The organism is Bacillus sp. Xin1, assembly GCF_013314535.1.
GTDB lineage: Bacteria > Bacillota > Bacilli > Bacillales > Bacillaceae_G > Bacillus_A.
The window spans coordinates 68772-84521 of the sequence record NZ_JABUAE010000010.1 but is presented as its reverse complement, the minus strand read 5'-3'; the positions used below and the strand labels follow the sequence as shown (position 1 = coordinate 84521).

Annotated in this window: 19 protein-coding genes and 1 tRNA gene; 10 read left to right on the top strand and 10 right to left on the bottom strand. The window is 37.9% G+C overall.

Annotation, left to right across the window (positions count from 1 at the left end):
• Positions 1–16: 16 nt before the first annotated feature.
• The 4 genes from rapZ to HRG09_RS11975 all read left to right on the top strand — a co-directional run bounded on the left by rapZ (position 17) and on the right by HRG09_RS11975 (position 3173).
• Entirely contained in the window at positions 17–898 is an 882-nt protein-coding gene (gene rapZ, locus HRG09_RS11990) for an RNase adapter RapZ (protein WP_174101018.1), read from the top strand.
• A 3-nt stretch (positions 899–901) separates the two neighbouring features.
• Entirely contained in the window at positions 902–1855 is a 954-nt protein-coding gene (locus HRG09_RS11985) for a gluconeogenesis factor YvcK family protein (RefSeq protein WP_174101017.1), read from the top strand.
• 87 nt (positions 1856–1942) lie between these two features.
• A complete protein-coding gene (gene whiA, locus HRG09_RS11980; RefSeq protein WP_003201892.1) occupies positions 1943–2893 on the top strand; it encodes a DNA-binding protein WhiA in 951 nt (316 codons plus the stop codon).
• Positions 2894–2915: 22 nt separating this feature from the next.
• Positions 2916–3173 (top strand): HPr family phosphocarrier protein, encoded by a 258-nt coding sequence (locus HRG09_RS11975; RefSeq protein WP_174101016.1) that lies wholly within the window; start codon positions 2916–2918, stop codon positions 3171–3173.
• A gap of 92 nt (positions 3174–3265) precedes the next feature.
• On the opposite strand, the gene HRG09_RS11970 is transcribed toward HRG09_RS11975, so the two are convergent.
• The 10 genes from HRG09_RS11970 to HRG09_RS11925 all read right to left on the bottom strand — a co-directional run bounded on the left by HRG09_RS11970 (position 3266) and on the right by HRG09_RS11925 (position 9705).
• Positions 3266–4495 (bottom strand): DUF438 domain-containing protein, encoded by a 1230-nt coding sequence (locus HRG09_RS11970; protein ID WP_174101015.1) that lies wholly within the window; start codon positions 4493–4495, stop codon positions 3266–3268.
• Between the two features lie 12 nt (positions 4496–4507).
• Positions 4508–4735 carry a DUF1858 domain-containing protein gene (locus HRG09_RS11965; protein WP_174101061.1) on the bottom strand — a complete coding sequence of 76 codons (228 nt, stop codon included), beginning with the start codon at positions 4733–4735 and terminating at the stop codon, positions 4508–4510.
• A gap of 354 nt (positions 4736–5089) precedes the next feature.
• On the bottom strand, positions 5090–5671 hold the full coding sequence (clpP, locus tag HRG09_RS11960; RefSeq protein WP_174101014.1) for an ATP-dependent Clp endopeptidase proteolytic subunit ClpP: 582 nt from the start codon (positions 5669–5671) through the stop codon (positions 5090–5092).
• 239 nt (positions 5672–5910) lie between these two features.
• Positions 5911–6780 carry a DUF421 domain-containing protein gene (locus HRG09_RS11955; protein ID WP_174101013.1) on the bottom strand — a complete coding sequence of 290 codons (870 nt, stop codon included), beginning with the start codon at positions 6778–6780 and terminating at the stop codon, positions 5911–5913.
• A 21-nt stretch (positions 6781–6801) separates the two neighbouring features.
• Positions 6802–7008, bottom strand: coding sequence for a DUF1657 domain-containing protein (locus HRG09_RS11950; protein WP_174101012.1), 207 nt, complete (start codon positions 7006–7008; stop codon positions 6802–6804).
• A gap of 11 nt (positions 7009–7019) precedes the next feature.
• Complete coding sequence (gene spoVAE, locus HRG09_RS11945; RefSeq protein ID WP_098610244.1) at positions 7020–7370, bottom strand: stage V sporulation protein AE; 351 nt, start codon at positions 7368–7370, stop codon at positions 7020–7022.
• Positions 7367–8383, bottom strand: a complete 1017-nt coding sequence (gene spoVAD / locus HRG09_RS11940; RefSeq protein WP_174101011.1) for a stage V sporulation protein AD — start codon at positions 8381–8383, stop codon at positions 7367–7369. Before spoVAD ends, spoVAE begins: the two co-directional genes overlap by 4 nt.
• A complete protein-coding gene (gene spoVAC, locus HRG09_RS11935) occupies positions 8384–8860 on the bottom strand; it encodes a stage V sporulation protein AC (protein ID WP_174101010.1) in 477 nt (158 codons plus the stop codon).
• A gap of 34 nt (positions 8861–8894) precedes the next feature.
• Positions 8895–9383 carry a YhcN/YlaJ family sporulation lipoprotein gene (locus HRG09_RS11930; protein ID WP_174101009.1) on the bottom strand — a complete coding sequence of 163 codons (489 nt, stop codon included), beginning with the start codon at positions 9381–9383 and terminating at the stop codon, positions 8895–8897.
• A gap of 115 nt (positions 9384–9498) precedes the next feature.
• Positions 9499–9705 carry a DUF1657 domain-containing protein gene (locus tag HRG09_RS11925; protein ID WP_174101008.1) on the bottom strand — a complete coding sequence of 69 codons (207 nt, stop codon included), beginning with the start codon at positions 9703–9705 and terminating at the stop codon, positions 9499–9501.
• Between the two features lie 179 nt (positions 9706–9884).
• Between HRG09_RS11925 and HRG09_RS11920 the strand changes: the two genes are divergently transcribed.
• The 6 genes from HRG09_RS11920 (at position 9885) to HRG09_RS11895 (ending at position 15746) form a co-directional block, all read left to right on the top strand.
• Positions 9885–9960, top strand: a tRNA-Arg gene (locus HRG09_RS11920).
• A gap of 706 nt (positions 9961–10666) precedes the next feature.
• Complete coding sequence (gene rpoN / locus HRG09_RS11915) at positions 10667–11977, top strand: RNA polymerase factor sigma-54 (protein ID WP_174101007.1); 1311 nt, start codon at positions 10667–10669, stop codon at positions 11975–11977.
• Between the two features lie 9 nt (positions 11978–11986).
• Entirely contained in the window at positions 11987–12232 is a 246-nt protein-coding gene (locus HRG09_RS11910) for a glutaredoxin family protein (protein ID WP_174101006.1), read from the top strand.
• 135 nt (positions 12233–12367) lie between these two features.
• Complete coding sequence (gene cggR / locus HRG09_RS11905) at positions 12368–13396, top strand: gapA transcriptional regulator CggR (RefSeq protein WP_174101005.1); 1029 nt, start codon at positions 12368–12370, stop codon at positions 13394–13396.
• A 26-nt stretch (positions 13397–13422) separates the two neighbouring features.
• On the top strand, positions 13423–14427 hold the full coding sequence (gene gap / locus HRG09_RS11900; RefSeq protein WP_174101004.1) for a type I glyceraldehyde-3-phosphate dehydrogenase: 1005 nt from the start codon (positions 13423–13425) through the stop codon (positions 14425–14427).
• Between the two features lie 134 nt (positions 14428–14561).
• Positions 14562–15746, top strand: a complete 1185-nt coding sequence (locus tag HRG09_RS11895) for a phosphoglycerate kinase (protein WP_174101003.1) — start codon at positions 14562–14564, stop codon at positions 15744–15746.
• Positions 15747–15750 lie beyond the last annotated feature (4 nt).

Here is a 15750-nt window from a genome sequence, read left to right as displayed (position 1 = left end):
GCCGAGGAGGGATACAATGACAGTAAATAATGATATTAAAATGGTAATTATTACAGGGATGTCCGGTGCAGGAAAAACAGTAGCTCTGCAAAGCTTCGAAGATTTAGGATATTTTTGTGTAGATAACTTACCGCCGATGTTATTGCCAAAGTTTGTTGAACTGATGGCAGACTCGAAAGGGAAAATGAACAAGGTGGCACTTGGTATTGATTTACGTGGCCGCGAATTTTTTGAGCATTTATGGGGAGCGCTTGATGATTTATCAGAACGCACTTGGATTATACCTCATATTTTATTTTTAGATGCGAAAGATAGCACGCTTGTAACGCGTTACAAAGAAACGAGACGTTCGCATCCACTTGCGCCAACAGGACTTCCGTTAAAAGGGATTGAGGCCGAGCGTAATTTATTAACAGACATGAAGGCAAGGGCGAATATTGTGCTTGATACGTCTGAGTTAAAACCGAAAGAATTGCGCGAAAAAATTGTTCATCTGTTTTCAACAGAAAACGAGCAAGCATTTCGTGTAAATGTGATGTCATTTGGATTTAAGTACGGCATTCCAATTGATGCAGATTTAGTATTTGATGTTCGTTTTTTACCAAATCCATATTATATTCCACAGATGAAGCCGTTAACAGGACTGGATGAAGAAGTTTCATCATATGTGCTCAAGTTTAATGAGACACATAAATTTTTAGAAAAGTTGACGGATCTTATTAGTTTCATGCTTCCTCATTATAAAAGAGAAGGCAAGAGTCAGCTTGTAATTGCGATTGGATGTACAGGTGGGCAACATCGTTCTGTTACACTTGCAGAATACCTTGGAAAACATTTGAAACCAGAATATATCGTTCATATATCTCATCGTGATGTGGAGAAGAGAAAGGGCCATTAAGGGATGAAAAAAGAGAGGAAACCTAAAATTGTCATCATGGGAGGAGGAACTGGACTATCGGTTTTATTACGAGGATTGAAGAAATATCCTGTTGATATTACAGCGGTTGTTACAGTAGCTGATGATGGTGGCAGTTCAGGTAGATTGCGTGATGAGTTAGAAATTCCACCACCAGGCGACATTCGTAACGTGCTTGTTGCGTTATCAGATGTCGAGCCGCTTGTGGAAGCTTTATTTCAACATCGTTTTACATCCGGAAAAGGTTTAACGGGTCATGCATTAGGTAATTTATTATTAGCTGGTATGACGTCGATTACAGGAGACTTTTTCCATGCCATTACAGAAACGAGTAAAGTGTTAAATGTGAGAGGGCGTGTTTTACCAGCCGCCAATCAAAGTGTTGTTCTTCATGCCGAACTGGAAGATGGGCAAATTGTAACAGGTGAATCTAAAATTCCGTATTTTGGGAAAAAAATCAATCGTGTGTTTTTAACACCAGGCGATGTAGAACCATTGTATGAAACATTGATGGAAATTAAACGAGCAGATTTACTTGTCTTCGGTCCAGGTAGTTTGTACACAAGTATTTTGCCAAACCTAATTGTAGAAAAAATCGGTAAAGCCGTTCTTGCTGCAAGGGCCAAAAAAGTATATGTCTGTAATGTCATGACGCAAGCTGGAGAAACGATGGGGTATACAGCATTTGATCATGTGCAGGCTTTACATGATCATCTTGGGGAACCTTTCATTGATACAGCAATTGTAAATAATCATGATATTCCTGCTGAATTACGTAAATTGTATGAAGAAGAAATGTCTGAACCGGTTGTGGTTGATGAACATCGTTTTGCTCAAAATGACATTCGCTTAATTCAAGATGAATTAGCAAAGTATGATGATCAAGTTGTAAGACATGATACATTAAAATTAGCTTCTATTTTATATTCGTTATTATAAGCATGCGTTATCTCTGTAAGAGATAACGCTACTCATTCATATAGGACAAGATTTTTGTTCCAAAATATCGTATAAGGAGGTGGGGCTGTGTCATTTGCATCAGAAACAAAGAAAGAACTCACGAAGCTTGAAATGAAGGAGTGCTGTGAGAAAGCAGAATTATCAGCATTGCTTCGAATGAACGGATCACTTTCTTTTTCAAACCGTCGTCTTTCGATTGATATTCAAACAGAAAATGCAGCAATCGCAAGAAGAATTTACACATTGCTGAAAAAGGGATATGACGTGACGGTAGAATTGCTTGTTCGTAAAAAAATGCGACTGAAGAAAAATAATGTATATATCGTTCGGCTTGTTGAGAAATCCCGTGAAATATTGGCGGATTTGCATATTGTTAGAGAAGACTTTTCATTTATTCGCAATATCTCACAGGAATTGATTGAAAAGAAATGCTGCAAACGATCGTATTTAAGAGGTGCATTTTTAGCAGGTGGTTCAGTAAATAACCCAGAAACATCATCTTATCATTTAGAGGTCTTTTCGTTATACAAGGAACATAATGATTCTATATGTGAACTGATGAACGGATTTGATTTAAATAGTAAGACGCTGGAAAGGCGTAAAGGGTACATTACGTATTTAAAAGAAGCGGAGAAAATTACGGAGTTTTTAAACATTATCGGTGCACATAATGCATTGTTAAGATTTGAGGATATTCGTATTGTCCGCGATATGCGTAATTCAGTTAATCGATTAGTGAACTGCGAAACAGCCAATTTAAATAAAACAATTGGTGCGGCTTTAAGGCAAATTGAAAATATTCGTTACATTGATGAAACGGTTGGGCTCGATGTTTTACCAGATAAATTAAGAGAGATTGCACAATTACGTATTAATTATCAAGATGTAACATTGAAAGAATTAGGCGAGATGGTATCTGGAGGGAAAATTAGTAAATCAGGTATCAATCATCGCTTGCGTAAGATCGATGAAATTGCAGAGAAATTACGCGCGGGGGAACCGGTAGCAAAAAAATAACGGTAAAGGGGAAATGGGAGCTATGGTCCAGAAACAAGTTGAGGTTGCATTAAAAAACGGCTTACAAGCACGTCCGGCTGCGTTGTTTGTACAAGAGGCAAATCGTTTTCATGCTGATATTTTTATTGAGAAAGATGGAAAAACAGTCAATGCGAAGAGCATAATGGGGATTATGAGCTTAGCGATTGGATCTGGCAGCAACGTAACGATTATAACAGAAGGTTCAGATGAAGAAGCTGCTTTAGAAGCGCTGGCAGCATATGTACAAAATAAACAGTAAAAGCTATCGCATGCAGCGATAGCTTTTTTGATTGGGGCAATTTGTTGTGGCGAATCGCCAATTAAAGGTTCACTTTATCATTCTCATATGAATTATGAAAGAATCCGTTTTTCTCCTTGAAGTTCACGAATCGGTTGAATATTTTGCGTAAATTCAAGAGTACCCATATATTTTCCATCTGTATTTCGCACTGCGAAGTAGCGAATATATACATATTTATCTTGAAATTTAATCCAGAAATCTTCACAATCTTTTTTTCCAGATTTGAAATCTTCTAAGAGTTTTTCAACGACATGAACGCTTTTTGGAGGATGACAGTTTTGCACTGTTCGACCAATGACAGCTTTCGTGCGGGCAAAGATTCGTTCTTTTCCATAGGAGAAGTAGCGCACAACATCATTTTCGTCAATGAACGTAATATCCACAGGTAAGTGATTTAACATCAGTTCTAGCTGTTTCAAAGATAATATACCTGTTTCGAAACGAATCAACCCTTCGGATATAGCTTCTTCTTTGATCATATTTCTTTCTGGTTTCCATGTATTTATAGGACTCGTTAAGCAGTAGCCGATTTCATCACTTTCATGAGCGATTTTTAGCCATTCATCTTCTGTGAGAGTTTGAAGAGCCATTGGAAATAAAATGTTTTCTTCTTTAAAAATCATTTCGGTTACGTCCTGGATGACGAAAGAAATACTGTCTAAGACTGATTTTTTATCTTGATTATAATTTAATAATTGTTGTTTTGCTTTTTTAATAGCGTCACGAATTCTGTCATCAACGCCCCACATAACTTGAGTTGGTCCGTAAATACCGTATTTCTCTAAATAAGGGAAAAGCAGATTTTCTTTCCGGCTATAATGTTTATCAACATCTAGTAATAAATTTAAGTCTTCTAGTAATTTATAAATGTTTTCTTCGCTATCTTCTTTTTCAAAACGTTCATAGTGAAGTTGAAGTTTGAAATTCACAAGTAGGTCGATTTCTTTATTTTCTATTTTAAATGTATGAATCGGATGTCCCGGCTGTTCTTCTTGTTTATTAGATTGATGGATTTCTTCAATAGATCCCTTAAAAACAGCTGTATGCACGGAACATAAACGTTGTACTTCTTCTACAGGAATTCCTTCTTCCTCCATAAGTGCCTGTTCGAGTTTTGAAATTTCTGCGACGGTAATATTTCCGATTGCTTCTTGAAACTGAGCGGTTACATCTTCTACGCTTTTTCCGTTATGAAGATCTTTAATAATAGTCTTTAAGATTGTTTGTCGTTCAGAGCTATTTATATTTTCTTGTTCACGGTTATTAATCATTTCACTCATAAGGATTCTCCTCTACTCGTTAATGTTAAATCCATTATTTTGAAAAGCCTCTTTTACTACGTCGAATGAAATACCTTTCATTCGGCAGCCTTTCGGAATAGTCATTATACGACCGGCTGTTTGCAGCATATTAGGTTTCGTTATATTTTCAAATCCAAGGTTCTTTAAAATGGGGATAATTTCAGGATATTGAGTCGTTAAATCATAAACAGTATGATGAAAATTAATTTGTTTTATCATCATTATCACCTCGAAACAATTGATATGAATTATCAATTACACTGTAACATAAAGATCGGAATAAAATTGTGAGTCAAATCACACATTTGTTTTATTAACAAGTTTGTCACTTTTCGATATGGAATAAATGTGTATGGAGAGGGTGGGGGAGAATGGGTATTTTGTCGAATAGTCGATATGTTGTGTCGAACCGCTGATATATTTCAATTTGCGCCGATATATTATGAGAAACAGCTGATATATTGAAAAAATCGCTGATATATTTTGGGAAGTGGTCAATAAGAAAGGCTATCGCATGTGCGATAGCCTTTTGGGGTAGCGATTCTAAACGAGCCGCTTCCGCTTTTAAGTATATTAACGATTTGTAAAGATTTTATCGATTAAGCCGTATTCTAGTGCTTTTTCTGCTGTCATGAAGTTGTCGCGGTCTGTGTCGCGTTGTAGTACTTCTAACGGTTGACCTGTGCGATCAGCAAGAATTTGGTTTAGTTTTTCACGTAAGAATAGGATACGTTTTGCAGCAATTTCGATTTCAGTTGCTTGTCCTTGTGCACCACCAAGTGGCTGGTGAATCATTACTTCACTGTTTGGAAGAGCAAAACGTTTTCCTTTTTCACCCGCTGCAAGTAGGAAAGCACCCATAGATGCTGCCATACCGATACAAATTGTTGATACGTTTGGTTTAATAAACTGCATTGTATCGTAGATTGCCATACCTGCTGTGATAGAACCACCAGGGCTGTTAATGTATAAGTGAATATCTTTTTCTGGATCTTGAGATTCCAAGAATAAAAGCTGGGAAACGATTGAGTTTGCTACGTTGTCATCAATTGCGCTACCAAGCATAATGATGCGGTCTTTTAATAGTCGAGAGTAAATATCGTAAGCGCGTTCTCCACGGTTTGTTTGTTCAATTACTGTAGGAATTAAATTCATCTGTTATTTCCTCCTTTGAAAGCTTTCTTAGTCTTATAATACAATTATGGTCAATAAAGGTCAAACGAAACCACTTTAAATCAAAAAAATATGTAGTTGTACCATGATTTATTCGCTATGTTTTTGAAATTCCCTGCTTATGCATCTTCAACATGATAACCGAATTATATAAATTTAAACGTATGTAATAGGCTAAATAACAAAAGAACGCCTTTTCTATAGAAGCGTTCTTTTGTGTATTATTCTTTTAGGAGATAAGTTACTCTATTTAAAATATGTTGGATTTGTTTTGCGTTTTTGCTATACATTTGACTTGCCGATTTCGATTTTGTTTCTAATGAGAATAATTCAAGATCAGCTTGACATTTTTTTAGAGAAGCCAACAATAATGGTTTATCCTGAGGGGATGGCATTTGAAGTTTATCATCATATATATCGACAGTAAGTTGTCCGTAAGAATCGACTTGCCCGATAAAGACATTTTCTATCACCACGCCAAGTTTCTCTAACTCGGCGTGAAGCCAAGCACGATTATGACCACTGGCTGAAAGTGGTTCATCTAGTACGTTTCCATCCATAATTACCGTTTGTGTTTCTTTTGCAGGTGCTATTTGTAAGCCGATATCTTTTGGAGTAAGTGGCTGTTTGTCTCTTTTTAACAAGACATTTAGTTCACCGCCCGACTCCAATACAGCATATTCAACATCTGCTATATTAAAAGCATTTTTCTTTCTAAGAAGTTCTAGTAATTCATCAATTGTATAATTTTCTTTCTTTAAATTATCTTCAAGGACTTTCCCGTCTTTTATAAAAATAGTCGCTTTTCCTTCAATGAAATTTCTGAGTCGCTTGTTTTTTAAAGCAACAATACCTGCGAAAAATGGTATGAGCGAAAAAATAAGCATACTAGAAACACCATGCCAAAAGTTGCGCTCTAGTCCCGTTGTAATTTCAGCAGCGATGTTACCGATTGTCAAACCTGCAACGTATTCGAAAAATGACAGCTGTGAAATTTGCCTTTTTCCAAGCAATTTTGTCATTGAAAATAAAATAACTAAAAGAGCTAAGGAGCGTATAATGACAAGCAGCCAATCTGGTACATGAGGCATAGTTAATTCCCTCCTGTTCAGCTAAAATCCTTTATATTGTGGTTCTTCTCGTTCTAATACGGAAATTCTACTGTTAAGGTCAGCGATTACACTGTCCATTTCCATCATACATTCATGGAAGACTCGTTTTGCTTCTTCTTCAGCAGCGTTTTGTGAAAGTGTGCTTAAACCTGCTTGTGCACTTTTTAAACTAGCGAGACATGTTTTTACACTAGCAACAACCGTCATGCAAACACCTCTTATCCTTTTGGTTTAAATAATAATGCTCCGATAAATCCGAAGATAATAGCTGCAGATATACCAGCACTTGTTACTTTAAACATTCCGGTTATAACCCCGACAATACCATGTTTTGCTGCTTCAGCCATGGCTCCATGAACAAGGGCATTTCCGAAACTTGTAATCGGAACCGTTGCTCCAGCACCTGCAAAATCAATTAAAGGCTCGTATAGACCAAATCCATCTAGTATTGCACCAGCAACAACGAGCGTTGACATTGTGTGAGCGGGTGTGAGCTTACCGACGTCAAACATAAGTTGCCCGATTACGCAGATGAGTCCACCGACGACAAAAGCCCAGAAAAAAATCATTGCCTTGCACCTCCAAATTCAATCGATACGGCATGAGCGATACACGGAATAGACTCGTCTTGTTGGAAGGTAAGAGGGGATAGTAAAGCGCCGGTAGCCACGACAAGTATTCGATTGAATTCCCCTTTTTTCATTCTGTTCAATAAATGTCCGTATACGACGGTCGCTGAACAACCTGGACCACTCGCTCCTGCTATTACGGGCTGACCTTCTCTATAAATGAGTAATCCGCAATCTTGAAACTGTTCGCTTGTTACTTTTGTTCCGTGCTTATGCAGTAAATCATAAGCAATTTCCCGTCCGACATGACCGAGATCGCCTGTAACGATTAAGTCATAGTAGGATGCATCAATTTGTCTTTCGCGTAAATGAGCTTCGATTGTATCGACGGCAGCAGGAGCCATCGCACCTCCCATGTTAAAGGGGTCGGTTAAACCCATATCGACAACTCGACCAATTGTCGCTGATGTAACACGTGGCCCTTCTCCTTGATCGCTCAAAAGAGCGGCACCAGCTCCGGTGACGGTCCATTGAGCAGTAGGTGGTTTTTGCCCGCCATATTCAGTAGGATAGCGAAATTGTTTTTCAACAGCGGTATTGTGACTGGATGCTCCTGTTAATAAATATTTTGCTCCTTTTGCATTTACAATACTTGCACCGAGGGCAAGCCCTTCCATAGAAGTAGAACAAGCGCCAAATAATCCAATATAGGGAGCACCGAGCGTACGGCAAGCAAAGCTAGAGGGCGTAATTTGGTTGATAAGATCACCTGCTAAAATGAACTGAATATCTTCTTTTCGAAGCTTTGCTTTTTCCGTGGCGCGACTGCAAGCTTCTTCAAATAACACTTTATGTGCTTTTTCATAAGAATCTTGCCCAAGCCATAAATCTTCATGAAGGGCATCAAAGTCTTCGGGGATTTTTCCTTTTGCTTCGAATGGTCCACCGATAACTCCTGTTGAGATGATAACCGGCTTATTTTCAAATACCCATGTTCGGTGTCCTTGTAACATTTACAGTCCTCCCAATTGGATGAGAATGGTTTTAATAAGACCGATAACAAAAGCAGCGAATACACCAAATAAAATCACGGATCCCGCTAATTTAAACATGTTGCCACCTACTCCAAGGACAAAGCCTTCTGTCTTATGTTCAATACAAGCGGATATAACAGAATTTCCAAATCCGGTAACAGGTACAGCGGTACCAGCACCTCCAAATTGTGCGAGACGGTCATATACGCCAAATCCCGTAAGCAGCATAGAAATAAAAATCAGTGTTGCTACAGTGGGGTTTCCGGCCGACCTTTCACTAAAATCAAAATAGGTAATATAAAAGGTTGAGATGAGTTGACCGATTAAACAAATAAAACCACCTACAAAAAAAGCTTTTATGCAATTTTTTAAAACGGGCCTTTTCGGTTCGCGTTGTTGCTCAAATTTTTTATATTCTTGTTGTACTGGTGTTAAGTCTTTATCTTTACTTGGCATGTGAATCCTTCCTTTTCCTTTAAAGAACGTACAATTAAGTATCAGAGTTCATTTCTGCATGAACTGTCTTTAATTTCTTTTTAATGTATTCTTTATCGGCTTCTTTTTTCTTAATTTTGTTTTCCAGTTTATCTAATAGGATGAAAATCTTTTGATCCGTACTGACATAGACATTGAAAGTAGGGTTCTCTTTTTTTAATTTCTTTTTGATTTTTGACTTTAATGGTTTTAACTGAAACCGTTCATGATGCTCAGGTTTAACAGCTACATAAAGATCTGTGTTAGAGTTAGCAGCTCTAGCTTCTAGTATTTCTTCCATGGCAAGTACCCTTTTTTTCGCGTCATGTGATATAGATTGATTAAAAGATTCTTCCATACTTACCTTCGTTAACTGCGGTTCTTCTTTTTTCTTTGTTTTCTTATGAGTTTCTTGTTGTACTTCTTTATCTAAAGAATGAGTACATCCTGTTGTTAAGCCTAGTAAGAGTATAAATAACACGGCAATTGTGCTAAATTTTCGCATTGCAATCCTTCCATTTCTATTGCTTTATGTAATTTGAGTGAAAAAGGATGATATAGCATCATCCTTTTTCTGTTTCTCAAAAAGTGTGTACCATAAGATAAAACGGCACTTTCATTTATTGTTGTCCGTATTGAGGCTCTTCTTGCTGAACTTCTTCAACACGTGGATTTAAAGTATCAATAACGGATTGTGTTTGCTGCGCAGCTGTTTGGAAAAGTTGTTTTGCTTGTTGGTTGTCCGTATCAAGAGCGAACCCCTCTAAGCTTGCTTGTGCACTTTTTAATCCAGCGACAGTTTGTTTTAATTTTGTAATTACAGTCATCGAATGAAGCCTCCTTATGGAATATGAATTCAAAGGTTATGATTTGTGAATAGGGGTGAAAATATGATTTCCAAATTTAGGTTTGTGACGTTTTTTGAAGAAATGGGAGGGAGCTTTTTTGCGTAATAGTAGTTGCGTACATTGACATAAGGAGATATAATTACCAGTATATTATTCATGCGCCCATAGCTCAGTTGGATAGAGCGGTGGTTTCCGGTACCACGTCTGCCGGGGGTTCGAATCCCTCTGGGCGCGTCAAAAAGTCCTAACTTACATTTGTAAGTTAGGACTTTTTTTATTGAGCGCTTATCAAGATATATCGGTGATTCGGCACACCATATCGACTGTTCGACAATATACACAATGATTATCTCGTCACAAGCGATTCTATCTTGTTATATCTACTTATAAGAGTTAGTATTGGTATTAGGTAATAAAATTTCTGTTTAGTTATTTTGATTTTCAAACGTATACGTCACTTCTATGAAAACAAAAAAAATCTTCGCTCGTTATATCTTTCTGTTTTAACGAGGCATGGGGCGAAATAGGACCCTGACCGCTGCTATGCATGATCGGATCCTCTCTTCCACCCAAAAAAGAAAGGTTTTAGGTCATTTCGTCAATTTATTTCGACTTCCCATCACCTAACTCACGGCCGTGGAAACAAAAAAATCTTCACTCGTTATATCTTTCTGTTTTAACGAGGCATGGGGCGAAATAGGACCCTGACCGCCACTATGCATGATTGGATCATCTATTCCATTCAAAAAAGAAAGGGTTCATGTCTTTTTATCCGTATTTACATACTTTTTATTATTTTCTTTCAATATTATTCAATTTGCAGTTGTAAGATGTAAACGTCATTAATACATATAAATTAATAATATTTTGGAATGGGTATCTGCGCAGGATTCTCCTTTTACCAAACTTATTGTACAATAGAAACAAGGGGGAGATTAGATTGAAGGCAAGTCTTTTACAAGAACAAAGCTTACGTTTGGCCATGACACAAGAATTAAGACAAGCGATTACAATGCTCCAATATAATGTGCAGGAATTATCGGAGTTTTTGTATGAGCAATCGATGGAGAATCCCCTTATTGAGTTAAATGGCTTTGAGCGGGAAAAGAAAAAGAGTTCAAGCAAAAGTAAAAGTACAAGCAAACAAGTCGATAACCAAATGGAGATTTACAGTGTAGATTCTACGTCGATTCAGCAACATTTATTAGATCAATTACAGTATTATAAAATAGATGAAGAACAGCGAAAAACAGCTTCTTTCATCATTATGAACATGGATGGAAATGGTTATTTACAAGAAACGAATGAAGAATTAGCAGAGTTACTAACCGCACCTATTGATGTAGTAGAACGCTCTATGGAGCTCGTTCAGTCGTTAGAGCCAGCAGGGGTGGGAGCGCGTAATATTCAGGAGTGTCTTTCACTTCAATTGAAGCGCTTACAAAAGAGGGATGTATTCTCAGAAATGATCGTGGATGAATATTTTCCGTATTTTGTTAAGAAAGATTGGCGAAAGCTTGCCCATCTTATGAAATGTAGTAATGAGGAATTACAGTCAGCTGTTGATTGTATTACATCGCTTCAGCCAAAACCAGGGCTTGCGTTTTCTTCTGAGAAGCCGCATTATATTGTTCCTGATATGGCTGTGAAAAAAGAAGGCGATGATCGGCTTGTGTTGCAAATGAATGAACGTAACATGCCGAGAATTGAAATTCATTCGGAGTATAGTGCGCTTCTTCATAATAGTGAGAGTGAAGTGGCTACCTATGTATCTGAGAAGTATCAGCATGTACAATGGATTATGCGCAGCTTAAAGCAACGAAAACAAACACTTCTGCAAGTAATGGAAATTATAATGAAGAAACAACGTGATTTCTTTTGGAAAGGTCCTGAGTATTTAAAGCCACTTTCTTTAAAAGAGGTAGCAGAGGAACTCGGCGTACATGAATCTACTATTAGTCGTGCTACACGTAATAAATATGTGCAGACGCCACATGGTTTGTTTGAAATGAAGTCATTCTTTAGTAACGCAGTGGTTACAACAGAAGATGAGGCGGTTTCTACAAAGCGTGTCAAACAATTAATTCAAACGCTTGTAGAGCAAGAAAATAAGAAAAAACCACTTTCAGATCAAAAAATTTCGAAATTGTTAGAAGAAGAGCATGAAATCGTTATTTCACGAAGAACGGTTGCGAAATATCGAGAGCAAATGAACATTCCTGCTTCTTCTTTAAGAAAAACAATTGGATAGGTGAAGAAGATGAAAGTTGTTTTATATACGAAAACAGACTGTGGTCTTTGCGAAAAAGCAAAACAGCTTTTGAAAGAAGTGCAACATGAATATTCCTTTGAAATTGAGGAAATAGATATATATGAAGATGATGAGCTTTTAGAAAAGTATCAAATTATGATTCCTGTTGTGGAAATTGACGGAAAACAGGCATTGTGCGGTGTCATTCACAAAGATGTCATAATAAACTATATAAAGAATGTAGTTAAGAGTTGAATAAGTTTCTATCTCCTGTTACAATAATACACGTAGCAGGGATTATTTTTTTAAACCTAGTGGGACACAAAATGTCACTACGGGACATAAAATGACCACAGGGGAAAATGAACCGATGCAGTGAGGAGAAAAGATATGCGCTCATGGATTCAAAATACAAAAAAATTATTACCTGATCTGCTACCTGTTATGCAAACAAGAATGCAAATTCTTCAGCACATTCGTCTTATGCAGCCGATTGGAAGAAGAAACTTATCTGCAAGTCTTGGTATGACAGAACGAGTATTGCGAAGTGAAGTGCAAGTTTTGAAAGAACAAAACTTAGTTCACGTCGCCTCTTCTGGAATGACTTTAACAGAAGAAGGAACAACTGTGGTTCTTGCTTTGGAAGACTTTATGAAAGAAATTTCCGGGTTAAAGGTTTTAGAAAAACAGCTTAAGGAAACATTAGACTTGGATGAAGTTTTCGTTGTCCCTGGTGATAGTGATGAATCACCTTGGGTCAAATTGGAGATGGGCCGTGCTTGTGTAACTTGTATAAAAGACCGTCTGACAGCGAATAATATCGTTGCTGTGGCTGGAGGAACAACGCTAGCTGCCGTTGCGGACATGATGCAACTAGATTGCAAAGATTTACATATGCTATTTGTCCCAGCGCGTGGTGGAATTGGAGAAGGCGTCGAATTAGAAGCCAATACCATTTGTGCGAAAATGGCACAGAATACGATGAGCAATTACCGCTTATTGTATGTTCCAGACCATGTTAGTAGCGAAGCATATGCGTCCATTGTGACTGAGCCTTCCGTGAAAGAAGTTCTTGAGTTGATTCGATCTTCCAATATCGTCATTCATGGAATAGGCGATGCGTTAACAATGGCACGTCGCAGAAATACTTCAGAAGCAGATTGGATGAAAATTAAAGCAAGTGAAGCAGTCGGCGAAGCTTTCGGTTATTACTTCAATGAACAAGGTAATGTCGTTCATAAAGTACAAACGGTTGGCATGCAACTAAGAGATTTACAAAATGTATCTAACGTTGTTGCAGTCGCTGGAGGTTCTTCAAAAGCAAAAGCAATACAGGCTGTAATTAAACAAGGGCACACTTCGATTCTAATTACAGATGAAGGTGCAGCAAAACAATTAACAAAGGGTATTACCCTTTAATATAATCCCCCAAGGAGGAAATTCAAATGACTAAAATTGGTATTAATGGATTTGGACGTATCGGACGTAACGTATTCCGCGCAGCTCTTAACAACTCTGAGGTAGAAGTAGTAGCAATCAACGACTTAACAGATGCTAAAACATTAGCTCACCTTTTAAAATATGACACAGTTCACGGAACTTTAAATGCAGAAGTATCTGCTAACGAAAACAGCATCGTTGTTAACGGTAAAGAAATTAAAGTTATCGCTGAGCGTGACCCAGCTCAATTACCATGGAGCGACTACGGAGTAGAAATCGTAGTAGAATCTACTGGACGTTTCACTAAAAAAGCAGACGCTGAAAAACACTTAGGTGGATCAGTTAAGAAAGTTATCATCTCTGCACCAGCTTCTGACGAAGACATCACTGTAGTTATGGGTGTTAACCACGAAGAATATGATGCAGCTAACCACAACGTAGTATCTAACGCTTCTTGTACTACAAACTGCTTAGCTCCATTCGCTAAAGTATTAAACGAAAAATTCGGCGTAAAACGCGGAATGATGACAACAATTCACTCTTACACTAACGACCAACAAATCTTAGACTTACCACACAAAGATTTACGTCGTGCTCGTGCAGCAGCTGAAAACATGATCCCAACATCTACTGGTGCTGCTAAAGCTGTAGCATTAGTATTACCAGAACTTAAAGGTAAATTAAACGGTGGCGCAGTACGTGTTCCAACTGCTAACGTTTCTCTTGTTGACTTAGTTGTTGAACTTGATAAAGAAGTAACAGTTGAAGAAGTAAACGCAGCATTCAAAGCAGCTGCTGAAGGCGAATTAAAAGATATCCTTGGATACAGCGAAGAGCCATTAGTATCTATCGACTATAACGGATGCACAGCTTCTTCTACAATCGATGCATTATCTACAATGGTAATGGAAGGTAACATGGTTAAAGTACTTTCTTGGTACGATAACGAAACTGGTTACTCTAACCGTGTAGTAGACTTAGCTGCATACATGACTGCTAAAGGTCTTTAATTCTTAAGTTTATAAGTTATCAATGACAAAACGAGGGAGAGGGTTTGTTCCCTCTCTCTTCTTTCGTTTTAGAAGCAAATGTGATAAGCTTTTGAATGGGTTTTGTCAATCCTAACTAGTCGGAGGGAAATCCAATGAACAAAAAATCAATTCGTGACGTAGATTTAAAAGGTAAAAGAGTATTTTGCCGCGTTGACTTCAACGTACCTATGAAAGATGGCAAAGTAACAGACGAGACTCGTATTCGTGCAGCTCTTCCTACAATTCAATATTTAGTAGAGCAAGGTGCGAAAGTTATTTTAGCTAGTCACTTAGGTCGTCCAAAAGGCCAAGTAGTAGAAGAAATGCGTCTTACTCCAGTAGCTGCACGTTTAGGTGAGCTTCTCGGTAAAGATGTGAAAAAAGCAGACGAAGCATTCGGACCAGCTGTACAAGAAATGGTTACAGCAATGAACGAAGGCGACGTATTAGTTCTTGAAAACGTACGTTTCTATGCGGGCGAAGAAAAGAACGATGCAGAACTAGCAAAAGAATTTGCAGCTCTTGCTGATCTTTTTGTTAACGATGCATTCGGTGCAGCTCACCGTGCTCATGCTTCTACAGCAGGTATCGCAGACTACCTACCAGCAGTATCTGGTTTCTTAATGGAAAAAGAGTTAGAAGTATTAGGTAAAGCACTTTCTAACCCAGAACGCCCATTTACAGCAATCATCGGTGGCGCGAAAGTAAAAGATAAAATCGGTGTAATTCGTCATCTACTTGACAAAGTTGATAATCTAATCATTGGTGGTGGCCTTGCTTACACATTCGTTAAAGCATTAGGACATGAAATCGGACAATCTCTATGTGAAAATGACAAAATTGACTTAGCAAAAGAGTTTATGGAACTTGCGAAAGAAAAAGGCGTAAACTTCTACATGCCAGTTGATGTTGTAATCACAGAAGAATTCTCTGAAACTGCAACAACAAAAGTTGTAAGTATTGATGCAATTCCTGAAACTTGGGAAGGCGTAGATATCGGACCAAAGACACGTGAAATTTATGCTGATGTAATTAAAAATTCTAAGCTTGTTGTATGGAACGGACCAATGGGTGTGTTTGAAATGACTCCATTTGCAGAAGGTACAAAAGCAGTAGGACAAGCATTAGCAGATGCAGAAGGTACATACTCTGTTATCGGCGGCGGTGACTCTGCAGCAGCTGTTGAAAAATTCGGTATGGCTGATAAAATGAGCCACATTTCTACTGGCGGCGGTGCGTCATTAGAATTCATGGAAGGTAAAGAACTTCCAGGTGTAGTTTGTCTTAACGACAAATAAGTAG